Source organism: Colwellia aquaemaris (assembly GCF_057548755.1).
Genome location: NZ_BAAJLV010000004.1, coordinates 285474 through 309828 on the forward strand (window position 1 = coordinate 285474; position 24355 = coordinate 309828).

Annotated in this window: 22 protein-coding genes; 4 read left to right on the forward strand and 18 right to left on the reverse strand. The window is 37.9% G+C overall.

What is annotated here, in order from left to right:
* Positions 1–13: 13 nt before the first annotated feature.
* Together AC27HL_RS13240 and AC27HL_RS13245 are read left to right on the forward strand one after the other, a co-directional pair.
* Entirely contained in the window at positions 14–1060 is a 1047-nt protein-coding gene (locus AC27HL_RS13240) for a hypothetical protein (protein ID WP_487081509.1), read from the forward strand.
* Positions 1061–1218: 158 nt separating this feature from the next.
* Positions 1219–2235, forward strand: a complete 1017-nt coding sequence (locus AC27HL_RS13245; protein ID WP_487081510.1) for a hypothetical protein — start codon at positions 1219–1221, stop codon at positions 2233–2235.
* Between the two features lie 34 nt (positions 2236–2269).
* Here the strand turns inward: AC27HL_RS13245 and AC27HL_RS13250 are convergent, their stop codons facing one another.
* The 3 genes from AC27HL_RS13250 to AC27HL_RS13260 all read right to left on the reverse strand — a co-directional run bounded on the left by AC27HL_RS13250 (position 2270) and on the right by AC27HL_RS13260 (position 5132).
* Positions 2270–2806: an SRPBCC family protein gene (locus AC27HL_RS13250; protein WP_487081511.1), complete on the reverse strand. Its 537-nt coding sequence runs from the start codon at positions 2804–2806 to the stop codon at positions 2270–2272.
* A gap of 146 nt (positions 2807–2952) precedes the next feature.
* Positions 2953–3699, reverse strand: coding sequence for a class I SAM-dependent methyltransferase (locus tag AC27HL_RS13255; protein WP_487081513.1), 747 nt, complete (start codon positions 3697–3699; stop codon positions 2953–2955).
* A complete protein-coding gene (locus AC27HL_RS13260) occupies positions 3696–5132 on the reverse strand; it encodes an MATE family efflux transporter (protein WP_487081514.1) in 1437 nt (478 codons plus the stop codon). The genes AC27HL_RS13255 and AC27HL_RS13260 overlap by 4 nt, the downstream gene beginning before the upstream one ends.
* A gap of 738 nt (positions 5133–5870) precedes the next feature.
* Between AC27HL_RS13260 and AC27HL_RS13265 the strand changes: the two genes are divergently transcribed.
* Entirely contained in the window at positions 5871–5993 is a 123-nt protein-coding gene (locus AC27HL_RS13265; protein WP_487081516.1) for a hypothetical protein, read from the forward strand.
* Positions 5994–6618: 625 nt separating this feature from the next.
* On the opposite strand, the gene AC27HL_RS13270 is transcribed toward AC27HL_RS13265, so the two are convergent.
* Together AC27HL_RS13270 and AC27HL_RS13275 are read right to left on the reverse strand one after the other, a co-directional pair.
* Positions 6619–7446 carry an SDR family oxidoreductase gene (locus tag AC27HL_RS13270; RefSeq protein WP_487081517.1) on the reverse strand — a complete coding sequence of 276 codons (828 nt, stop codon included), beginning with the start codon at positions 7444–7446 and terminating at the stop codon, positions 6619–6621.
* A gap of 116 nt (positions 7447–7562) precedes the next feature.
* Positions 7563–8015, reverse strand: a complete 453-nt coding sequence (locus AC27HL_RS13275) for an Lrp/AsnC family transcriptional regulator (protein ID WP_487081519.1) — start codon at positions 8013–8015, stop codon at positions 7563–7565.
* Positions 8016–8116: 101 nt separating this feature from the next.
* Between AC27HL_RS13275 and AC27HL_RS13280 the strand changes: the two genes are divergently transcribed.
* A complete protein-coding gene (locus AC27HL_RS13280) occupies positions 8117–8725 on the forward strand; it encodes a LysE family translocator (protein WP_487081521.1) in 609 nt (202 codons plus the stop codon).
* 60 nt (positions 8726–8785) lie between these two features.
* Here the strand turns inward: AC27HL_RS13280 and AC27HL_RS13285 are convergent, their stop codons facing one another.
* The 13 genes from AC27HL_RS13285 to AC27HL_RS13345 all read right to left on the reverse strand — a co-directional run bounded on the left by AC27HL_RS13285 (position 8786) and on the right by AC27HL_RS13345 (position 24312).
* Positions 8786–10255 carry an MBL fold metallo-hydrolase gene (locus tag AC27HL_RS13285; RefSeq protein ID WP_487081522.1) on the reverse strand — a complete coding sequence of 490 codons (1470 nt, stop codon included), beginning with the start codon at positions 10253–10255 and terminating at the stop codon, positions 8786–8788.
* Positions 10256–10499: 244 nt separating this feature from the next.
* The gene (locus tag AC27HL_RS13290) at positions 10500–10991 is read right to left on the reverse strand and encodes an RDD family protein (protein ID WP_487081524.1); all 492 of its coding nucleotides are present in this window, start codon (positions 10989–10991) and stop codon (positions 10500–10502) included.
* 160 nt (positions 10992–11151) lie between these two features.
* Positions 11152–15237, reverse strand: a complete 4086-nt coding sequence (locus AC27HL_RS13295) for a hypothetical protein (RefSeq protein WP_487081525.1) — start codon at positions 15235–15237, stop codon at positions 11152–11154.
* Between the two features lie 199 nt (positions 15238–15436).
* The gene (locus tag AC27HL_RS13300; RefSeq protein ID WP_487081527.1) at positions 15437–16663 is read right to left on the reverse strand and encodes a class I SAM-dependent methyltransferase; all 1227 of its coding nucleotides are present in this window, start codon (positions 16661–16663) and stop codon (positions 15437–15439) included.
* A 9-nt stretch (positions 16664–16672) separates the two neighbouring features.
* On the reverse strand, positions 16673–17443 hold the full coding sequence (locus tag AC27HL_RS13305; protein ID WP_487081529.1) for a DUF1365 domain-containing protein: 771 nt from the start codon (positions 17441–17443) through the stop codon (positions 16673–16675).
* Positions 17443–18720: an NAD(P)/FAD-dependent oxidoreductase gene (locus tag AC27HL_RS13310; protein WP_487081530.1), complete on the reverse strand. Its 1278-nt coding sequence runs from the start codon at positions 18718–18720 to the stop codon at positions 17443–17445. Before AC27HL_RS13310 ends, AC27HL_RS13305 begins: the two co-directional genes overlap by 1 nt.
* A complete protein-coding gene (locus tag AC27HL_RS13315) occupies positions 18717–19442 on the reverse strand; it encodes an SDR family NAD(P)-dependent oxidoreductase (protein WP_487081532.1) in 726 nt (241 codons plus the stop codon). The genes AC27HL_RS13310 and AC27HL_RS13315 overlap by 4 nt, the downstream gene beginning before the upstream one ends.
* Positions 19442–19903, reverse strand: a complete 462-nt coding sequence (locus AC27HL_RS13320) for a nuclear transport factor 2 family protein (protein ID WP_487081534.1) — start codon at positions 19901–19903, stop codon at positions 19442–19444. The genes AC27HL_RS13315 and AC27HL_RS13320 overlap by 1 nt, the downstream gene beginning before the upstream one ends.
* 67 nt (positions 19904–19970) lie before the next feature.
* Positions 19971–21350 (reverse strand): deoxyribodipyrimidine photo-lyase, encoded by a 1380-nt coding sequence (gene phrB / locus AC27HL_RS13325; RefSeq protein WP_487081536.1) that lies wholly within the window; start codon positions 21348–21350, stop codon positions 19971–19973.
* Positions 21351–21371: 21 nt separating this feature from the next.
* The gene (locus AC27HL_RS13330) at positions 21372–22331 is read right to left on the reverse strand and encodes a YbgA family protein (RefSeq protein WP_487081538.1); all 960 of its coding nucleotides are present in this window, start codon (positions 22329–22331) and stop codon (positions 21372–21374) included.
* 25 nt (positions 22332–22356) lie between these two features.
* Complete coding sequence (locus tag AC27HL_RS13335) at positions 22357–23034, reverse strand: ChrR family anti-sigma-E factor (protein WP_487081539.1); 678 nt, start codon at positions 23032–23034, stop codon at positions 22357–22359.
* Positions 23027–23596 (reverse strand): sigma-70 family RNA polymerase sigma factor, encoded by a 570-nt coding sequence (locus AC27HL_RS13340; protein ID WP_487081707.1) that lies wholly within the window; start codon positions 23594–23596, stop codon positions 23027–23029. Before AC27HL_RS13340 ends, AC27HL_RS13335 begins: the two co-directional genes overlap by 8 nt.
* 128 nt (positions 23597–23724) lie before the next feature.
* Entirely contained in the window at positions 23725–24312 is a 588-nt protein-coding gene (locus AC27HL_RS13345) for an LON peptidase substrate-binding domain-containing protein (protein WP_487081541.1), read from the reverse strand.
* Positions 24313–24355 lie beyond the last annotated feature (43 nt).

Sequence of the window (24355 nt, forward strand, 5' to 3'; positions counted from 1 at the left end):
GAAAGGTAATCCATTGATAAAGCGAATAGTGGCAATCAGTATTGTTGTTGTCACTGTTTGGCTTTTTTGGCCAACAATGCCAACCCAAGCCCCTGTACAACAGCAATCAAGGTTGGAAAAAACAACAATTGCATTACAGGAACATCAACTTAAAACGGTTAAAAAGAATCACCAAGCAATTACAACTACAACTACAACTGCAACCAATATAACAACAAACGACTCGGCGACCTTAGTTGCCAAAGCCTATGCTGGAGAAATTACCTATCCTCCCTATTCTCGGCCACTAAACGCCAATGATTACGACCGCTTAAAGCCCAATTATTTTAATCCGCAAACTATTCCTGTTGATGATAATGGCAACACACTAACAGCCAAGCTTTCAAAGTATCGTTACACCTATCCAGAGTCTATACAGGCTACATTAATAGGTGAAAATATTAAAAGCGCAAAATTGCAGCTCATCGATTTGTCAACCGGCAAACAATTGCATACGAAAAGCTTTAAACAAGATGAAAATAACTGGTATGTGCAGCTTGACGGAGAACGTGACTTTCCAGACCAATTACAAGCGACCGTAAAAGCAGACGTTAACGGCAGAAACATTAGCTTAGCTTTATCTCTTAAATATGTTGACTCCATCGCAACACTGGAAAGTTTTCAGCCTGCCGTTAGCAGTGAATCAGATATGCTAATACAAGCTAATTTAAACGTTAGAGAAAAAGGGCTTTATCGCGTAAGAGCCAACTTGTTTGATGCTAACCAACAACCAGTCGCGCATCTTGTCAGCAAAGAAAGACTCAATAAAGGCAATGAAAGCATAGCCTTAAAGGCGCACTTATCGGTACTAAAAGGAAGACAAACGCCACTTTATTTATCGACTTTCTCTATTGAGCTAATGTCGCCAGCACCAGGACAGCCAACCCGATATGGCGATAGCGCCATTAATAAATACCAAATAAAAGATTTTGCAATATCAAGTTTAAGTGATATACCGTACCAAGCAACAATACAAGAACAACAACGACTACAGCTACTACAGAATATGAGCAAACAATAGTAGAGAAGTTAGCTATAATTGCTTAATTACAGTTACGAAATGGCTTATTATTCAAAAGGAATTGACACGGAAATTTAACCGCCAGAGTTAAATAATACTGGTAATTTAAAAGGTTATGTCTTTTGTATAGACTCAAATTCGCACTAATTGCATGCATAATGTTTGCAACGCAAGCTAATCAGTTACCTAGTAACCGCCAGCTTGTCTCTATATTAGCAGAAGCCGAAGATTACTTGTCTGTTAAACCATCAAGGTCATTGCAATTGCTTTCAAAACCAAATGACCTATCAATTCTTACTGAAGATGAGTTTTTTCGCTGGCACATTACCATTATTCGATCTGCATTACCGCTTAATAAACTTTCCCTTGTTGAACATTCGTTAAGTACATTATTTAAACACGCGCATAGCCACGAATTTAATCGTAGAATCGTGCCAATTTTAAGCGCATTGGGAATCTGGTTAAGGCGCTCCAACTACTTAGAAGAGGCGAAATTAGCACTTCTTTGTTCTCTATCACATAATAATATTCGCCAAAACAAGGTCAGATTACTGATAAGCCTAGCCATAGTATCGAAACACTTAGCGCAAAAAAGTGAAGCTACTCAAATTTACAATTTAGCTAGAACAATTGCAGAACAAGACCAGTTAACATCATTGCTAGCAACCATAGAAAATAATATCGGAGTTTTAGCGCTTGAAAACGGAGACTTACTAGCGGCAGAGCAGCGATTTCGAAAAGCGTTAGCAAGATACCAAGCACATTCAAATCGTTCGGGAAACATTGTTAGTGGCTTAAACTTATTACAAGTATTCTTAATACAAAATCAAAGCCAAAACTTCCAACGCTTGTATCCTTCAATTGCCAGATTAACTCAATCATTTCCAAATAACTCAAAAAAGAATAACCTAAAATTTCTCAAGACAATCTTTGACATACAACAAAGCGACATAATTAGTATTGAAGCAAAAAAACTACTTGCAAACAGCTATCAACAAATAACCGAGCAAAGTGTGCAATTATCACTTCATCAATATTTTGCAAAAACCTACGCGCTTGACCTTAAACAACCAAAGCAGTTTATAAACAAGAAGTTACAGTCACCTTGGTTTACTAAAATACCGCAATGTAACTGGCATGAGTTAAAAGAATTTGATATTGAGACTTTAAAATAAAGCTATTGATTAAAAATGCAATTCAAATGAATCCCTACTCGCTTTCCAATATCACTTTCAAATTGTTCAACCCAGTTTGTAAGTCATCACCAATAATCTGTTCAAAATCCATAAACAAAAGCATAATATTCATTGGATAATCCATATGGCCACTAAAGCCCCATATAACTTTAGTTTGATTATCAGTAACACTTTCTGTGCTCATAAAGGCAGGCTCACTCGCTTCAAAAGGCTTTAAGAATCTTAACTCAAAATTGATACGTTCACCGTCTTTAATCGCCATGATTTCTTGTTCACCTTTGCCCACATCTGGGTTTTGTGAATCCCAAGCTGAAACAAAGCCAACTTCTCCATCAGTACCTCGATAACTTTTTGTCATTTCTGGGTCCATTTGTGCCCACTTGCTATAGTTATCCTGATTTTTCAATAGTTTTACGTAATCAAACACCACCACTTTCGGTTGGTTTATTATTATTTCGCGCTCAACTTCATAACTATCTTGCACAAAAATAGCCACTATTAACGGAATCGCGATAATAGTGGCAATAACGATAAGTAATTTTTTCAACATAAGACAACCTTGCTCATCTTTATTGTGGTTTGGCTTAAGTTTGGCGCAACCATAATGGTATTTCAATCACAAAAAGTGAGTAAGATCATTTTAATTATACTGATTGTCATCATAGCTACCAAAGGCTATCACCTGACTATAATGAGCTAAGTCGACTTTTTAAAACGTAATACAAAGCGGTCAGTTTTGCCGCGCACCGTAGGGTCAAAAACCACTTTAGTGTAATCATCGTTCGGATTACGAAGAAATGCCGCTTCAGCATCTAAAATAAAGCCAGCCTCAATAAGCTCTTGCACCACATAATCTCGATTAACTCGGTGTAACTTGGGGTTATGCTCTTTAGCACTATCGTGCATATCAATAATACCCAAAACACCATTAGGCTTTAAGGCACTTTTAAGTTGAGCTAATATTGCTTTACGCTTCGCTTTTGGCATAGATGAATAAAGATCGTGATAATTTAATACCACGGTTATCGCATCCACTTCATTATTTAAATCAAATTCGCCAAACTCTTTTTTATAATGACTAACATTTGGCAAGCGTTGATTGGCAATTCGGTGGTCAAACTCTTTGGCAAAACGGCCATCAAAAACCTCTAAAATAAACTTATTATTTTGGGCAATAACCTTACCTTGCTCTCCAACACGATGAGATAATACTTCGGTATAATAGCCACCACTCGATAAAATTTCTAAAACAGTCATTCCTGGTTCGATACCAAAGAACTTCATCACTTTAGCTGGTTTTCTGCCATTATCGCGCTCTCTATCAGCCTGCGCACGTTGCTCAGATTGCAAGGCGTTAACAAATTTTTGCTCGCTATCACCATAGCCAAAGGCCATAGAACTCATAAAAACACTACAGCTAACTAATACTATTTTTAACTTCATGATTGCTCTCCTAAAGTATTGCTTTGTTGATGACTTAAATGGTTATTCATTTGACGATTAGTGCTTGTTGCTTTAGCTAGCTTGTTGCGACGATAAAAAATATACACAACATAAATACCACCAGCTAAGTGGCCTAACATCAGTGCTTGAAACAAACTTATTTCCGTTAAAAATACCGCGCCAATGAATGTGCACGGTAATAACAAAATAATGCGGTGAATTACGCCTAAAGACAGCGCTTGCCAAGGTCTTCCCTCTGCATTTAAACATGACTGATAAACAATAACTAAGCCCGCCCCGATATACCCAAACGGTACCCAAGTAAGGTAAAGAGTCAACAACTCAGCCACAGCACCCTCTGGGCAAATAAAATAAGACAACATGTTATTGTTAATCACTAAAGCAAGGGCTAAAACAAGCTGCAGTAAGATTACCAAACCAAAGGCAAATAAATATGCCTGTCGAACACGGCTGACATGACCGAGCCAAAAGTTAGTACCAACAATGCATGGCATGGTTGTCGTTAATACCATAGGTATCAATAAAAAAATGGATTCCATACGGAATATAAAAGCGAAAGCAGCGACATAGCTATAGTTAATTTCGACAACAATGGTGGTTATTATTGCCATGCTAATCGGGGCTACTAACTGCTGCGAAACAATCGTTATACTATTTAGTTTATTTGACAGTAAACCACCCTTAATTTCTGCTAACTTAGGTATCGTCAAATGTACTTTTTTATCAAGAATAAATAGCGATATGCAGGCAAACAAAACGTCAGTTATGCCATGAGTCCACGCCAGCCCTTCCAGCCCTGATATATAAAATCTGCTTTCCGGTATTAATAAAGCAATTGCCATAACGCTCTTAGATAGCAACCAAGACAGCATTAAACGGCTTGCCATTTTTGAGTTACCAAGCGCCCTAAATATAGCGCTAACTTGCCAAATAATAGCTAAAAAAATCCATGTGAAATAACGTGACTCAACATACAGCATTTGGCTATTTGCCAATATTAATTTTGGATCTCCAATATGACCCGAAGCCCAAGTTCTACTGCCAAGAAATGAAAATATCGCTTCATTGAAAAAGCAAAAAACTAACGAAAAAAGCGCAATAAAAAAGGTAGCTTCCAACAAAGAGCTACTTATTGCATTAGAAAGTTGATGGCCTTGCAAGCATGAAACTTTAACAATTTTATTATTGGTTACTATGCTCATACCAATGGCAATGGCAGTTACTGCGGTTGTGATTGGTAAAGTAAAACCAAGCGCAGTTAAAACATCTTCGCCGTTAAAAGCTAGTAAACTAGATTCAAGTAAGTCATAGGCAAATAACGCTAAAATAGCCGTGATCATCGGCAAGGTTGAGTGTACGATAACTTTAGGTATTTTTTCTTCTGCAATCCAGTTTTTAAGCTGTCGATCCATTAAGCTAAAATTCTTGTTATTAATATTCAATAACAAGATACGTTAAGCTGAGAATTTTATTCGTTTATGAATGTAACAATTCATGTTACCCAATGATTTAAATCGAGAAACTGAACTATAATTCACTAAAATACACGTTACTCTGCACTCTTATTACGATGAGTAACATTAAACCTCTCTAATAGGCTATTTCATTAAGAAACATCTTTTAACAATCCTTTTAACATAATAACAACACATCATTTGCAAATAATAACTGTTAACATTAAGTTTTCGATCAGTTAAAGCAAATAGATGTTGTCAATATTTAACAAGCACTCTGCCTTCTCATCTTCAATATAGCAATTCATTAATTATCGGTAAAACCATGCAAAGTTGCACGACGACTCGTAAAGAGCATCAGCAATGATGACTAATGGTTTTCGAGGTTTGCGCTAAAACGAAAATTTCAAGACTAGGTAAAGTCAATTTGAAAAACGATTCCCTCTCTGCAGGACTTAACAATAAAGGCCTGTGAAAACACAAAAGTAAAGGGTAAAACATTAATAAGCTTGCCCTGCAAAGGAAAGACGGCTATGGCCATTTAAAATAGTAAACTGGCACCTCTACTGCATTAGCATTAAATTCGTTGGCAACAATTCAATTGGCTTATGCAAATGATGTTGCTATCGAATATGAAAAAATCACCCGCACTTTACAAGAGACACCTGCCGATATGCTGTTTATAGTGATACTAAAATGTTCCAGCAAAACTTAGGTGGAATCATCGAAGTATTATTTGAAACAGCCAATGCTCACTCTTCTGCCGCAGGAAATTTCAGTATTCGAGGTATAGACGACTTTAATGGTTCAGGTGCCTAAACAAGCGCTTTGGCCAGTGTTTACGTAGATGGCACCGCATTACCTCAACGTATAATATGCACTGGTTTCTCGACATGGGATGACTATAATGACGATGCTGGTCCTGAAGCGCTGGGTACTCATTTTAACCTGAAGATACCGTTACAGTAATGGCAACATGAAGCATTCGGTATGCAATATGGTCATAGATAAAAATCACAGAACCTCAGCATGCCATGGTTAACACTAGTACATAGAAGAACGCCATTGCCGCGATATGATGCAGCAATGAGGAGATATAAGCGACAATGACTAAAATTATAAAACCGCCCCAAGCAGCATATTTATTAGTTGGCTTAGCGAGTAGTTTTTAATTTGGTAAGGCTGAACAACTTAGAAGACAGGCAGTCCAAGTTAAAATCATTGTAAGTTCCATTCAAGTTGATTTTATTGGCAATTATTCGTATAACGATTTGCTTCGTATGGATTTTCACTACAATTGATAGCCCTAACTGACATGATTTATACAACGTAGGCCGCTATTCGGCTTACGCTATTTTTTTAAATACTTTTTGACAACAATGCGTTGCTGGGGAAATATTGAAGTGATATACATACAGCAGCATATCACTATTTGTAAACTAAGTTAGCCTTTGGCAAGTATACTGTCTAACCAACGTGTCGGTAATAATCTTTTTAATATTGCAAACAGCTTTGTTGGCGTCGTAATACGGTAACGTAATTTAGGTCGCTTACTTTCCAACGCATGAATTAGTGCACGCGTAACATGCAATGGCTCAAGGGTAAACGCAGCATTTGATTTTTCGCTACTTAAGCGCTCAATTTGTTGACGATATTGCTGTTTATGATCGCTTGACTCAACATCAATATGTGCTTGAAAAGCAGCTAAAGCATTGGCGCGAAATTGCGTATTAATCGGCCCTGGCTGTAAAAGCACAACATCAATATTAACTGGCTTTAGCTCTAACCTTAGGGTATCAGTTAAACCTTCAATGGCATACTTAGAAGCATTATAAGCACCTCGATAAGCCATAGATACAAAACCCAATACTGAGCTGCACTGTATAATACGCCCATGTCCCTGCTGCTTCATAATTGGAATTATTTTTCGAGTAAGTTCATGCCAACCAAAAACATTCGCTTCAAACTGTGCTCGTAATGCTGATGTAGGTAGGTCATCTAACGCTCCGGGTTGCCCGTAAGCACCATTATTAAACAGGTAGTCAAGCTTGCCATTGGTTTCTAACAATATTTTGTTTAGCGTTTGCTCAATAGTTTCCGGCTTAGTTAAATCAAGTAAATGCGCCGATAATCCTTTCGCCGCTAAATTTTCTACATCTGCTGGTTTACGTGCAGTGGCGAAAACCTGATAACCACGTGCCGATAAGGTTAATGCTGCGTGCAAGCCAATGCCGCTCGAGCAGCCCGTAATCAATATGGATTTTTTAGACATTAATAAATCGTATATATAAGTAAAGTTATTCTTGAGCTTACTAAAATATAGCGCCCAAGAAAACGAATATGCTCAGTAAATACCAACAGTGCTACCTTTACTTAAAGGCGTTACATTTAGCATCTTTCATCTTTAGGTGAGTCCATAACTACATGAGTCGTGATGGTTCGCACTTGCGGTATTGCACCAATAACGTCAGCATGAAAAGCTTTATATGCTTTAATATCTTTAGTTTCGATCCGCAATAAATATTCAAAAGCACCTGTCATGTTGTGGCACTCTTTAACTTCTTCAGCAACATTAATTGCCCGCTCAAATGCCTGTTGCGACTGTGTTGAATGCTCATCCAAGCCAATGGTGACATAGGCTATAAAATGATTGCCAAGTAATTCAGTATTTAATACCGCTCGATAGCCATTAATGACACCGTTACTTTCAAGTTCTTGCACGCGTCGCAAACAAGCCGATGCTGATAAACCAATTTTTTCAGCAAGTTCAGAGTTTGCAATACGGCCATTAATTTTAAGCTCACGCAATATTTCACGGTTATATCTATCTAGTTTCGTCATTTATTGTTCATTCCCTTAAATTTCCTAATGAATTCGCACAGATATTGCCTACAAATAAACTTATACTTGTTTAACAACGAAAACAACAAAGGATTAAATTAGTGAATGCTGAAATACTTACCGCTTTAGCCATTTTTGCTTTTGTGTCGTCAATCACACCTGGTCCAAATAATTTAATGCTAATGAATTCAGGCGCTAATTTTGGCTTTAAACAAACATTACCACATGCCTTAGGAGTTGGAATTGGTTTTACCGTTATGGTTGCCCTTGTTGGTATGGGAATTATGCAAGTATTCGATGCATTCCCAATCAGTTACCAAATACTGAAAGTATTGAGTATTGTTTATCTACTGTATTTGGCGACTAAAATTGCCATGTCTGACACATCAATTAAATCAACAGATGATCAAACTCAGAAAAAGTCAGTACCGCTTACTTTTATGCAAGCGGCTATGTTTCAGTGGGTGAATCCAAAAGCGTGGACCATGGCACTAACCGCAATTAGTGTATATGCGCCATCAAAAAACTTAACGGCTGTGCTCATTGTTGCCTTAATTTTTGGTTTAGTGAATTTTCCATGCATTAGTAGCTGGATAGTGCTTGGTGAAAAACTGCAAATATTTTTGACCAATAAAAGGCGTTTGAGGCTTTTTAATTTCACCATGGCAATACTATTAGTACTATCGTTAGCGCCGGTTATATTGAATTAACAACCCAGCCTTTGCCATTGAGGGTTAACCTCCCCTGCGACAAAGGCATATCCGTCAAATTTATTCTGATAAAAAGCTATGGCATATTTGCCAACTATTTGGGCACTGACTTTTCGTCGTATTAGATAACGCATAGTTAAAGTCTTTCGAGGTCAGCACTCGGCCGCTATGAGCAGCGGCAAAAAGCTCAACAGCTATTTGTTCTTCTGCTAAACGCTCTGCTAATAACTTAAGTGTTTGGCCTCCGCTAGGCGAGCCACTAACTTTACGAGAGAAGAACATATCCGCGGTAAATAATAATTTTGCCTGTGGAAAATAACTAATTAAATTATGTGTTGCATGACCACTGGCAAAGTCGAATACTTTTAACGCGCCATTTGCAAAACTAGCATTGCCCTCTACTACTTCAAAGCGTTCCGGCGCGATATCAGCATAGGCTAGCTCTTTAATTCGTGCTTGGTGCGCTTGCACACTAATAAACTTCACGCCTAGCTCAAATGCCTCTTTCATTCCTTCAAGGTGGTCAATATGATGATGACTTACCACTTGATACTTCAAGGGCTTTTGAGAACCAGTAAGCTTTTGTACTGCTAAAAAGCGTTGTGTTAAGTCTTCATAACCACCAGTGCCAATAAAGTAATCGCCAGCATCTAGAAAGACTGAAAAACCCCAGTCTTGTCCAGCAAGGTAAATATTGTCATCAATTTTTTCCACCATCATTTCTGAAAACGACAGTGTTGGCGCGCTATCTTGATAATTATCTGGTAACTCAAACGCTTGGCTTACATCTGGGTTAATGGTTAATTTTCGTGCAACTGACACCATATAAGGCTGACCACCTCTGGTTACATAGGTGCTGGTAGCGAACTTCACCTCTTGCTGAGATTTAACCTTAGAATAGTTATAAACAAACAGTTTACCCGGCTGCCAATCTGGCTTTGACATTTTAACGATTAAGCCCGTTTGCTGATTAATAAATAACGTTAATTCCTCGTAGCCTTGCATCGCTAATTTAACTTTAAATAACGTCGAGTCAAAGGTTACCTCGTCATCAAGTACTGTTACATCGTCAATATTTCGATAAAGTAACACCGCTAATGCGGTATCTAAATAGTAAAAGTGACGACGGTCGGTGCGTGCATAACTTAAATTGCTATTAATAGATAAGGTTTTTAAATTGTGGTTAAGTTGATAACCTTGCTTACCATCAAACATTTGATGTTGAATAGAGAAGCTGTCTTTATCGCCTCGTATCCACTTAAAGTTTTTTCTTTTATTGATAAAATCAATAGTGCTGTCTGAGCGATAGTTTACCAAGTCGACCGCGTTTGGGCTTTCACTTTGCCCGTAACGAAAACTTTTATAGGTATCCTTTACGTTAATACTTTTGATTGCTTTAAAGTGCTCTTCACCATAGCCAGAGACAACTTTATTGATTATTTTTGTTTTATTGTCACTAGCAAAAGCCACAGCACTATCACCAAAGTAACAGGCCAGTAAAATGACTGTTGTTGTTATTATTTTATTCATACGCTAATCCCTTAAATGTGGTCAATAAATCCTAATGTAGCCAGCATTTATTCGCGATGATTATGAGATAAGAGGGATGAATTTCAGGTCAAATAGCAAGCAGAAACATAAGCTTACAATTAGCAAGTATTTGCATAAAGCAATTAAATTGCACGCAAAATTAATCGTGGGAGTAATTTATTTACCATTGTCATTAAAACGAAAAACGCATTAACACGAGATACGTATCAATACCCTCTAGATATTAATCTTCGTCGGTATTAACACGTATAACAACAGAGCCAGCTAACTTGTCATGCCAGCCTTGCTTCTTTTTATCCATTGCGATCCAGAAAAAACCAAGCCCTAGTGGCAATAAGGAAATGTAATAGCCAACATAGCGAATAAGTGCTTGCTTAACACTAAGCTTATTACCGGTTTTCTCATCAACCACTTTTGCCAATAAGGCTATTTTCCCTGGTGTTGCTGACTTATAAAGCCAAAATAGAATAATGGCGAGTATAGGAAATACATAGCTAATAATAACGTCGAGCCAACCTTGTACTGATTCTCCAGAATAAAAGTATTCACCGCCGTATATCAAAAATAAAATGGGAAAGGTGATCATAATGAGAATAATCGTGTCGATAATACTCGCTGCAAATCGCGCCCAAAAACCAACATAGCTAACTTCTGCTTTCATGTTAGATGTTAAAGTTTTTTGGGCTTGATTATCGGTAATCTCAATGTTGCTCATTATCATTCCAAATTAAACTATCGCTTATTTCAGCGCTAAATTTGAGTAAGATAGTAGCAACAATTAAATTCGTGCAGCTAACGCTAGATCAATAAAAGCTCTCATAACTGCACGCAAGGCTGATAATTCACTACGGTAATTATTTAACAAGCAGTTACCGCTATTCTTGCTCTTTGATCGCAGGCGTTTTTGTTACCACTTGCGGTTTTGCCCGCCAGTAACCTTGTGCCCCTAGTTTCCCCCATGCCCACTTTATCCAAGACAAGCTGGTAAAACTCAACCAAATAACCCAAGCAAGCATAAGCCCTTTATAGAATAATACCGGAATGCTAAGCACAGTAATATCAGGTAATAGTCCGTCCGATTTATCGGCAAACCACTGAAGGTTATTTCCAAAAGAATAATTACCGGTTATACCCATATTTGGTGAGCTTAATAGACTGGTAGGAATAACAGCGATTAAAGCTAATACCGTAACGATGGATAAGCCGTATAAAATAAATTGTGAAAAATTAAAAGCTAGTCGGTTTAAATTTTTTGGTCGATAAGTGCTTGCAGTCAAGGATGCAAACCAAACCGCTACTAGCATTAATATCCCCCAGTTATTCAAGCTTAGGCCAAAACCTAAAGCTATCCAACTCACTAAAGTTAATGGCGAGAATGGCACACGTGCTACAAATATTGCTAATAAAATAAAAGCTAATAATTCTCCCCAATATAGCACTGCAGGACCAAGTATTGGGCCATCAGTCCAAAGCACCCAGCGCTGTCGTGTTAAGTTAACAATACTGGTGATATTACTAACTGGCGCATTTAAGTTGATAGTAGGTACTGTGAGTAATAATTCATTGCTGGTATTTGAGCGCATTGAAATTTGAATAGTATGCTTACCGGGTAAAATTGGCAAAGCCAATTTACCTTGCTCAAGTTGCAAGTTAATCAATTTATTATCAGTTCTAATTTCTTTTAACTGATAACTATCAGGCAATTCAATATGATGCTCACCGCCGCGAGTGCTTCGGTAGTCAAATGACAAGTGTAATTTCGAGGTGCGAGTGCCCTGCTCAATTTCAAGATTTACTCGGTCAATTGCTAGAATTTCGCCTTTAACTGCGTTTGGTCGAGATGTAGCAATAGTTAACGTTTCCCCCGGATAAGGATAAAACAAATACGAATAGTAATCATCGGGCTGTTGTGCACCTAAAATCATAGGTATACCACTGATATCCGCATGCCACGATGGATTAACAATAACTTGCCATTGTTCTACCAAAGGTAACGTTGCACTGGCTTGCAAAGACAATAACGCTTGTCGTTCAAGTGTTGAGTTCCAACGAAACTCATTTTCACCAGCAGGCAATGTGACATTAACTTGTGCATTTTCTACTATCATATCAGCGCTAATAATACGCTCACCCGGCAAAATAGGTATTTGCATATTAATAGAGCCAGAACTTGGCGCAATGCGTTTTATCGTCGTTGTTACTGTCCATATTTGGTCAATAGATAACTCCCTCACCACCTTCACGAAAGGCTGATAAGCATATCGCGTTGACGAAGTATTATTTTCCTTAGCTGTATCGCTATTATTGAGTGCTTGTTCATTGGCTAACGAAAGAAACGCTAAGGTATTACCGGTTAAATGATTCGCTTGCACGCCCACCACTTGCCAAGCATTATTTGAGCCTAATTCAACATGCTGAGGCTTATCTTTAAACTCAAGTTGGAAACTATCTACCGGTGCAATTTCACCCTGTAGTGTAAAGGTTGAAATACCTTGTGCAACAGGAATGTATAGCCAGCGGCCTTGTTTAAATAAACTCTGTACAGGCTTGCCATTTAGTAAGAGTTTTTCCGGTCGCCAAAATTCTGATTTTGGCAAGGCGATTGCTGTTTCTGCGTTCGCATGAACGTTAAGTGTAATGGTTAACTGCGACGCATGGCTTTGCACTTTTATCTGATTAATTAAGGCACAGCTAGGCGCACATTTTGGGGCTGCTAATACGCGCTGTTGCAGCTCTTCGAGCAAGGCTTGTGGTGGAAAGTTAGCCGCTTCTACTTTTCCTGTATAGCCAGGAAGTAATAAGCCTAAAGCAAATAAAGTCATTAATGCTGGCGAGCTTAAATTGTTAATTTTCAGCTTAATATTATCTTTTAGCACCAATACTAACCATAATAGCGCCAATAAAACGCCTAGCACTTTAACGACTCGATAACTGTTCTTTGATAAAACTATCACATCAAAGGTTTGTCCTTGAGTTACAGGGCTGTGCCAGTTAATAGTATATGGTTGCCACTGCCAATCAGGAATACCTGAGCCCGCTTGTATCATAGCGTCTGATTGATAACGCTCCATCAATAAATCCGCTCTTTTAATACGGCTACCTGTCACTTCAATACGTTCAACATCTTGTTGCGCTGACAAAGCTTGCTTTTCAGCTCTGGATTTAACCAAATCATTAACAATGCTCATTTCCGCATTACTGCGGTCGTTAAAACTTTGCACTTTAGTGACATTAGCTTCGAGTTGCGGATGAATAACTGTTCTTAATTGCATGGCACTAAAATACAAAATAGTGCCAACAACTAAGGCGACACTAAATGCCCAGTAACCATTAACTATTGTTTTTAACGACGTAAACGGTTGATGCGTTTTAACAGCAACCGCCAGTAAAAAATTAACAATGGCAAATAGCGGCACACCGCTTTCTTGATAAATCGCAATCAGCATTATCGCGGTTACCACACCAGCACTAACACTAACAATACGACTGGCAACAAAAGCCGAAAGTAAGACAATAAAGCTTGCCCAAATGGTCCAATTACCCCACCAGCTATTCGAAACACTGTCAGCACCAAATACTGCAAAAAGCTTATTACCTGGCGGCAAATTTAGCCTCAACGAAACACGTTCAAAGTTGCTTTGCCATCCACTTATGGCAATTTCACTTTCAGCTTGAAAGACGCCACGAGCCTTAATATCAGTGCCCGGATAGCGATTTTCTATGCCTCGCTCCTCTTCATCTTTACTGGTAATTAGTACTGAACCATCTTGATCTTCGGCAGATTCAAGTATGTACGGTGAAAGCATACTTAAGCGCCAGTCATTAATCATTTGGCCGCGAATATTATCATTAAATGTATAACTAGCGCCGTCAAACGACAGCCATAAAGTGCGGTTAAGCGTTAACTGGTTTTCAATATGAACAGGCTTGCCTCTATGTTGAATGTCATAACTAAGTGCGTCACCCTCTTTTAATAAATAACTCGGTAGTGTGTACCAAGACCTTGGCATATCAGCTTGATTACTATCGATCATTTGGCCGCCACTTAACTTACCAATACGTAAACTTTCATCTCCTTTAAATACCCAAATCTCTTCTTTCGGCCAATGGTGGGACTGTATTGGTTTTTGCCATGTTAATAATGTTTGTTTCGCATAACCGCGTATTAGCATTTGCCAATTACCTGGCTTAAGTTTTACGTGTAGCAATCCATCAGCATCCAAAAATGCCGGCAGTTCAGAATCAATGCCAACTAGTTCAATATTTTCAGGTAAAGCGCGGCCAACAATAACTTCACGCATTTTTCCAGAAACATTAAAATCTAAATAAGTATCTAAGGCAATGTGACTTCCGTCAGTAACACGGCGTGCAACTGTAACAGCAATTGAGTCATGTTGTGCTTGGCTTGGCTCTAATTCTTGCAGCCATAGATCATTATCTTCAATTTTAGGAAAAGTAATCGCCTGGTCATTAATGCTCATTTTCACAAAGGCATATTGGCGCGGAATCTTGATACTTTCAGGAATGGTCGGCCAGTTAAATTGCCCTGTAACCTGATATTCGCCTTTTTCTAAGGTAATAGCTGGCTGGCCTTGATATAAAATTACCGGCAAAAACTTATTATTGACTTTGACGGATAACGGCCAATTTTCCGAACTCCCCGGCAAAGGAATAGTGCTTTTTGCCAGTACTTGCCATGACTGTTGAAACGTTGCGCCTTCATCAGTGACATCAAGTATTAACGTGCTCGGCCAAGCACAAATATGGTTTTTCTTTTGACTAAAATCACTACGATTAATAAATGGGCACTTATAAGCCTCATTACCATCTATAACCCATGATAACCATGGCGTAAGTGCTTTCGGGACATTCTCAGCAATAGATTTAGATTCTAATGCAAACAATGTTGTTGATAACAACAGAAAAAAAACGCCAAAAACACGAGAACAAGATTTCAACATATGGACATAACTCCTTGTAATGATTGCTTTCAGTGTGCACTTAACTTGACCTGAAAAGCAAACTTTAACGAGTTAAAATGTCATTATTTAGTTGTTAACTAAATAATGACATGAGCAATGCTAAATGAAATATTGAGATACGAAAATTAGTGCCTTTTTAGTGGTGAGACCTAGGCCAATCTATTAAAACAGTAGCTGTCTACTTTCGAGCAACTAAATGTACGGTACTAATTGAACGCTCTAAAAAAGCCCCTTCACAGTAGGCAAAGTAATAAAGCCATAAACGCTTAAATGCTTTGTCATAACCAAATTTAACTAATTCTGGCCATGCATTGATAAAGTTTGCTCGCCAATCGGCTAATGTTCTCGCGTAATCGAGGCCAATATCATCAAGAGACTCAACGACAAGCTGACTATGATCAGTGACGTGCTGCGTTAAACAATTTATTGACGGTAAAAACCCACCAGGGAAGATGTAACGCTGTATAAAATCAACATTGTTTTTATAATGTTCAAATCGTTGGTCGGCAATGGTTATCGACTGAATTAGTAACTTACCACCTGTCTTTAAACGCTCATTACATTGCTGGAAAAAACTCGGTAAAAACTCATAACCAACCGCTTCAATCATTTCAATCGAAACGACCTTATCAAAGTTGCCCGTCAGGTCTCGGTAATCCTTTTTTAACAAGGTAATTTTATTTGTTAGCCCTAACTTTTCAATGCGTTCTTTAGCGTATTCATACTGAGCGTCTGAAATCGTGGTAGTAGTCACATTGCAACCATAGTATTGCGCAGCATAAATGGCAAGGCCGCCCCAGCCGGTGCCTATTTCCAACAATTCATCGGTACTTTTTAACTCAAGGCGTTGGCAAATAGTTGCCAATTTAAAAAGTTGAGCTTGCGACAACGTCGCATCTTCGTTTGGATAAATAGCCGACGAGTACATCATTTCAGGGTCTAAAAATCGCGTATAAAGTTCATTACCTAAATCATAATGAGATAAAATATTGCGTTTTGAACCTGATTGCGTATTTCTATTTTGCCAGTGGCTAATGGCATTTTTTATTTTATTTGACCAAGACTTTTTAGCTTCCAAGCTATCAGTGGCTTGCTGCGCTTTCGCAAAAATACGAATAACATCAGTTAACTTTGGGCTACTCCATTTGCCATCAATATAGGCTTGTGCAGCTCCAATACTACCGCCTTTAACAAAATCACGATAAACACTAAGGTCATGGATATGTATTTTTGCTTTAATTGATGATTTATCAGCAGTCACTGGAAAAAGTAAATGGGCGTTGCCCTCAACAACTTCCAGCTGGCCATAGTCAAATTTAGAAAATACTGAATGAACAAGACTGCGACAGCGCTTATCTAACCAATTAAGCTGCTTTGTTATGCTGATATCCTCAATTTGTTCCATAAAATACTCCTAATTATTTTTTTGGTAACCTAAAAAAGGTACTCGCTTAATCAACAGTTTTAACGCTTGCCAGTAAATGCCAGCAACAATCTTTACGGTCATAACAGGAAGCTGACACCAAACTTTCAACAAATTATGTTTAGTAAATGCCCTACGCTTCATTCGTAAGTTAACATCAAATAAATTTGTTGTTTCACCATTTTGATGATCAATACGCTTATTTACGATATTGATCATCAACTTGTCATTATCGTTATTTGGCGCTTTTACTTGCCAAAAATAAGACATATCTAAATCCATAAATGGCGAAACCTGAAATGCTTTTTTGTTAACTTTTTCGCCCTCTGTGAACAGGTCAACTAAATAGTAATGCCGTTCATTCCAGGGTGTGTTACTTACTTCCACCAGCATTTGCGTACAATTGCCAGCTTGGTCATAGCAAAAATAGAAGTTTGCCGGACTGAAATAGATGCCAAAACATCGTACTTGCACTAACATCACAATTTTTTCAATATCATGATGCCCGTTTAACTGCTGTACTTTTTCAGTAATACGGTGACGTAATGATTTTGGTTCACCTCGCAAGTAATCTTTTTCAACAAAACGAAGCGGGTAATACCATGAAAAACCAAACAAACCTAAACTTTGCTTTTTATCTTCAAGATCAGATAAATCAAGTGCCAACATAAACAAAGCGTAATTAAAACTGTGTTTTTTAGGCGAGAAGCGTCGATGTACAATGTTGCCTAAATATAAATAACTTTGGCTGAAAGCTGACATTACACAGAGCCACTTTCAACTTCATCTAAATAGCAACCAAAGCGCTTGGCAACTTCTACCGCGCTTCGCACACCATCTTCATGAAAACCATTGTGCCAATATGCTCCGGCAAAATGGGTATGATTTACACCGCAAATTACGTTTCTTTGTTTTTGAGCTTGGATAGAGTCCGTTGAAAATATCGGGTGGTGATAGGTAAACTCTTTCAATATTTCCTTAGGGTTAATATCGGCTTTTTGATTTAAGGTGACACAAAAAGTATGTTCGCTACTAATTCCCTGAAGAATGTTCATATTATAGGTAACACTTGCCGCCTGATGGCGATCTTGGCTAAGCTGATAGTTCCAACTCGCCCACGCTTTTTCTCGCTTGGGTAATAAGGATTTATCGGTATGGAGAACAACTGAATTTTCACTGTAAGGCATTGCAGAGAGTATCTTTTGTTCATCTTTACTTGCGTCACTTAACAGCGCTAGTGCTTGATCGGAATGACAAGCAATCACCACGTCATCAAAAACTTCACTATGGCCATCATAAAAACGCAACTGCACCTTACTATCAGCTCGAGTAATGCCCGCAATATCGACGTTTAACTTAATGTTTTCCTGAAAAGGCATACATAATGGCGCTAGATAACTTCGAGAGCCATTTGGAATAACATACCACTGTGGCCGGTCAGCAATATTTAACAAGCCGTGATTATGAAAGAACTGCACAAAAAACTTAAATTCAAAATCTTCCATCTGCGCTAGTGAGCTTGACCAAATCGCTGCCCCCATAGGCAAAATATAGTGCTCTGCAAAGTAATCACTAAAGTTATTTTCACTTAAAAAGCGCCCCAATGTATAGCCACTAAGATAATTTTCCTGCTGATAAACCACTTTGCATAACTTATTAAACCTTAAAATTTCTTTTACCAGTAACCAAAATTTTGGCCTAAAAATATTACCTCTCTGTGCAAAGAGTGTGTCTAAGTTATGGCCATTGTATTCCAATCCAGTTTGGCAGTTATGCACAGAGAAACTCATTTCTGTTGCTTGCTTACCAATACCTATTTCATTCAATAGCGCTAAATAATTAGGATAGGTTTTGTCGTTAAAGACAATAAAACCCGTATCAATGGCATAGTATTCACCATCTTTTTCAATGTCGACAGTGGCAGTATGCCCACCAATACGTTCATCTTTTTCAAAAACCGTTACTTGGTGTTTTTTTGACAAGAGGTAGGCAGCGGTTAAACCCGAAATACCCGAGCCTATAATAGCAATATGCTTCATCTATTGTGCTTCCTTGTGATTAAAGTCTGCCAAATTGACGACGGTAAAAATGAGAAAAGTTTCAACAAAAAAGTCAGTCGTTTAGGGAAATGAATATATGACTTACGCTTATCAACTCCTTTAATAATGCGTGTTGCAGCTTCATCGCTGGTGATGATAAAAGGCATCTCAAAGGTATTTTTATCTGTTAACGGTGTTTTTACAAAACCTGGGTGTATTAGCGTTACGTCAATTAAATCGTTAGCTAAATCAATACGTAAACTATTGGCCAGATAATCCATTCCCGCTTTAGATGCACCATATGCCTCGCTTCTCGGGAATGGCACTATAGTTGCGCTTGAGCTAATAAACACTACTTGTCCTCCTTTAGTGACTTTAGGAAGCAGAAACTGTAGTAAAGCGCCCATTGACGTTAAGTTAGTATTTATAATGTCGGAAAATAATTTGCCATCAAAGTGTTTAGCGTCATCAATATATTTACAATCACCGGCGTTCAAAATAACAATGTCTAGGCTTTCTATTTGTTTAGTAGCCGCCTCAACTTCAGCGGCATTAGTCATGTCAAATAAACAAAGCTTATTTGCTTTATCACGTAATGCGTTTAATTTAGGCTGGGTTCGGCCACAAGCAATCACTTTGTCGCCTCTTTGCACATATTGCTCTAACAACGCTAAGCCTATGCCAGATGTGGCGCCAGTGATTAATATATTTTTACAAGTCATTATTTAGCAGCCTTAGCTTTAATCCATCGGGTTAGCTTGCCAAAGACCGGTAGTTGTTCATAAAGCATAGCGCCAAGGTCTAAGTAATCACGGTGGTAAATCACTTTATCTTCAGCACCTTTAATATGTGAATGACCGTCAACAGTCACTCTTTGTCCATAATTTAACTTTGGATGCTGGTAAGACATAGTCCAATAAATTGCTGCCTCATCTGCTGACAAAATCACATGATTAATAACAAAATTACAACTAGTTAAGTTTTGATATAAATTTTTAAAATATTGCTTTAAGTTATCAAAGCCTTGAACTTGATGCATAGGATCGGTGAAGACGACATTCTCATGATAAATAATTGAGAGTAAATCAAGATTGTCTGTTGCAAGTGTTTGGTAAATATCAACAAAGTTATGCAACCATACGGGGGCATTATTTATAGGGTTATCTATTGCGTAATTTTGCATAATTTCTACCACTACTTCTCAATTTAAATGACGTTACTAAAACCTAATAATGTACAAAGATGCGACGTTATCTTTTATAAAAAGCTAACGCTTTCAGCCTAGCTGCTTTGTGTTCGACTATCGGCGGCCAATATAATGTCTTTTGATTATTCTTAATATATTGATGTGGAAAATGTATATGCTTTACAGGTACTTCCACTAACTCTGGTATATATTTACGAATAAAGTCTCCATTAGGATCAAATCTTTCACTTTGCCTAATAGGATTAAATATTCTGAAATATGGCTGAGCATCACAACCGGTACTCGCCGCCCATTGCCAGCCACCATTATTGGCAGCTAAATCACCGTCAATAAGTTTTTGCATAAAGTACTTTTCACCTAAACGCCAATCAATAAGTAAGTGCTTGGTTAAAAAGCTTGCCACAACCATACGCAAGCGGTTATGCATCCAACCCGTTTTGTTTAATTGTCGCATGGCAGCATCAACCAAAGGGTAACCTGTTTTGCCGTCACACCAAGCTTGAAATAATGCTTGCTCAGAACGCCATTCAATATTTTGGTATTTTTCGTTAAAACTTTGATGTTTACATAAGCGTTGTTCATGAAACAGCAAGTGACGATAGAATTCGCGCCATATTATTTCATTTAACCAAGCAAACTCAGGGCTGTCAGTCGCCACTAAAATATCTGGAAATTTATTGATAAGTAAAAGTAATAGAAAACGCGGGCTAATAGCGCCAATGGCTAAATATGGTGAAATTCCAGAGGTGCCTTTAATTGACGGAATATCACGGTCGTTAGCATAAGCAGTTAGTTTCTCGTTAAAAAAGTGAGGCAATACTTTTGTTTCAAATTCACTGGCAAGCGGCCAAGCATTTGAGGCACCATTATCGAACAAAGCTGTTGCTAAAGGCCTTTTATCATTATCGCCGTCAATTTTACCTAAATATTCAAAACCAAATGTTTGAACATATCGCAGCCATGCTTTTTTGAAAGGCGTAAAAACTTTAAAAAATTGCCCTGACTGATTGAGTACCTTACCTTTTGGCACAATAACGTCAGCTTCGAAAAGCTTTAACGCAATGCCCTGCTTTACACACTCGGCATCACGTTGCTGCTCATTGAATTCAAGTTCACTGTTTGCAGCAACTTGTTGAATGTTATGTTTTTGACAATAATTTTTTAAATAAGATATTTGGCCTTTAAAATCATCAACATAAACTATCTCTAAAGATATATTCAGTTCGGCTAACTCAGCAACAAGTGCTAAAGCATGCCTTTTTTTAAAGTCTATTTTAATTGCTGACCAATCGTGCTGTTGCCACTGACCTTCACTAACAAAAAAAAACGCCTTACGTGATGATTCTGAACGAGTACACTTCAGAAAATAATGTAAGGCGGGGTTATCGTGTGTTCTTAAATCATTACGAAACCAAAGTAACAAGGGAGTTCCTTTTCAAAAAGTTTAATAAGCATATCTCAATTTAAGCTCATCGGGATAAGGCGACAAATAAGCTTGTTTTGATAAATAGTCTTTTGGGTATTGCAATAAATAGTGTTTTATCAGCGTTAATGGTGCAAAAAGTGGTATTAACCCTTTTCGGTAGGCATCAATTTGCTGGCATAATTCTTGTCGCTCATTACTCTTCAAATGTTTAGAAAAATAGCCTTGAATATGCGCTAAGGTATTCGCATGTTTTTTACGGGTTGCTTTAATTTTTAACGCAGCCATTAAACCAGCAATATATGTTTCAGCCATTTTCTCTAGTGATATATCCGCTCTTGCTAAAAGTTGACCTAACTCCTTATAAGCAACTAAATCATGACTCATTACGGTATATTTATATTGGCTATGAAACGTTGTTAATTTGTGCTTCGTTAAACCGGATGCTTCAAGATTTTGCCAATGTTTGTATGCGTAAATACGGGCAACAAAGTTTTCTCGAATTAATGGGTCATTTAAGCGGCCATTTTCTTCACATGGCAGTGACGGGTTAGCACGCATAATTTCTTTGGCAAAAGCACCAATACCATCTGATGCAAGCGCATTACCTTCAGGGCTATACACTTTCACTCTTTCCATTCCACAGCTCGGGCTTTTGGCGCAAAATACATAGCCACTTAAATATTTGGTCATTGCAGCGACCTTTTTACCATAGGCACTAAGTGCCTCGGTCACATCGCCTGAGCCATCAGGTCTAGCAACGCTAATTATATTGTCTGCTTTAATCTGGCGAATGGTGGGACGAGGAATAGGTAAACCAACCGCAACCTCAGGGCAAAACGATTTATAGGTAACGTGTTGTCCTAACTCTTTGATGCAGAAGTTCGACGGTTTATTGCTGGCATCAAAGCGCACTTTTTCACCAATTAAGCAAGCACTGATACCAATATGTAAATCTTTTTTATCAATAGAATGAATCATTATCTCAACTCCTTCTTGCTTGCTTTTAATAAATAAACGAACCAATTGGATTAAGCAGTTTGTTTATCCCTTGCGTAAAATGTAATGCGTCATTTGCAACCGTATAACATAAACAGCCATTGTCAGATACTGGGTGATGTTGATGAGAGCCATCGAGCATAATGAAGTCACCTTTTACGTATTCGCCGCTTTCATCATGAAAAGAGCCATCAAGTAACACGGTTAATTCAAAACCTTTATGCGTATGTTCAGGTACTGAGCCACCAGGCTCAATTTGCAATAAACTGGTATGAATTTCGTTTTCATCGAGCTGTATACGGGCTCTTGCCAATTTGCCAATATTTGCCGTTTTACCTAATGTCATATTCGTTAAAGCACGCGGTAATAGGTATGACTTTTCATTAAAAACTATAGTTTTATCCATTTGAGGATTAATCTCGAATACCTCTTTTGACTGAGTAATTTGCTCTACCATAGTTTCAAAATCAAACGTATCTAATTCACTATCATCGTCAACAATAAATCTATCAAGGAAAGCTTCTTCAAAACTTACTTCTGCAACTTGCTCTGTTAATTGAGCAATTTGTTGTTGGCATTTAGGGCACATGTCAGCATGAATAGCGATACCAGCTGATAGCGATGCTGGTAAATCACCATTGACAAAAGATTGAATCAATTCAAATGTTGGATGATGCTTAATCATGATCTTCTCCTAATTGCACTTTCAATTTCGCCAATGCTAAACGCAATCGAGACTTTATTGTTCCTAAAGGTAAGTTAAGGTGCACGGCGAGCTGCTCTTGCGACATTTCCATAAAATAAAACCCTTTAACAACTTCTTGCTGTGCTTCAGGAAGCTTTTCAATAACATTCAATAATTGTTTATTTTCTAGATGGTCATCAAAACTTTCATTTTCATTCACCATACTTTCTGCCAACGGCCAAATATCGTCACTGAGATTATCTTCTTTGTTACCTTTAATTTTACGTAACATATCAAAGGTGACATTACGCATCACAGTGTAAACCCAAGTAGTAGCAGCACCTTTATCTTTATTAAATAAATGCGCCTTTCTCCAAACATTACTCATGGTTTCTTGCACAACTTCACTCGCTTGTGTTTCATTTGGGAATCTATTGCGAGCGATACGCTGAATTTTGGGTCCAAAAAAACGAAACAAGTGCGTGAAAGCTTGCTTATCTCGGGAAGCTGCAACGGCATTAAGCCATTGACAAAGCTGAGGATGATCTATTTTATCTGACATTATACTAGGTTTAGCATTTGTCACTTTGCTTAGCAAGTTAGTTCGCATTGCAATAACCACCAAGTTATCGTCTAAAGTACAGTTCAATACGCACAGTATTTGGTTAGGATCACTTTTTTAAAATTATTTTATTGGCTTTGTTTAACAGACTTAACAAGAATAGATTCAACAAAACTTTTAGCTGTTTCAAAATCATGCTGACTAACAAAGCTATTTTTAACCGCTAAACTAACCGGCAACAATTCGAGCCAGCGAGCAATAACCCAATTTTCATTATCCGTTAGCTGTTCACTATAAAGCTCACTGAGGATGGTATTCTCTTTAAATGCCGCGTTCAAAGGCTGAACTAAATGGGCGGTATCTGTGTTAGTAGAATTTTGTGACCAATGTGGTAGATGTGCAACAGATGCAAAACTCAAATTATCTTTAGTTGTATTAAACGACATTACCTCAACCAGTGACATACATTTAACATCAATTTCTAAAACTTGGTCGTCTGCTTGGTCAAAATTAATAATTTCTACCCAACTGCCCCACTGACATTGTGATAGACAAGCTTCTTGATGATTTAACTTAATTAAAAAACCACACTCTTTTATGGCAATTTTAACTAGCGTTAAATATCGTGGCTCAAACACTCTTAAACGAGTGATTCCTCCTGGTAATAAAAATACCGGCAATGGAAAAACCGGAAGTACAATATTTGATTTATTCATTAACATTTCAATTGTTTGCTTATGAAGATGTATACGAAACAAA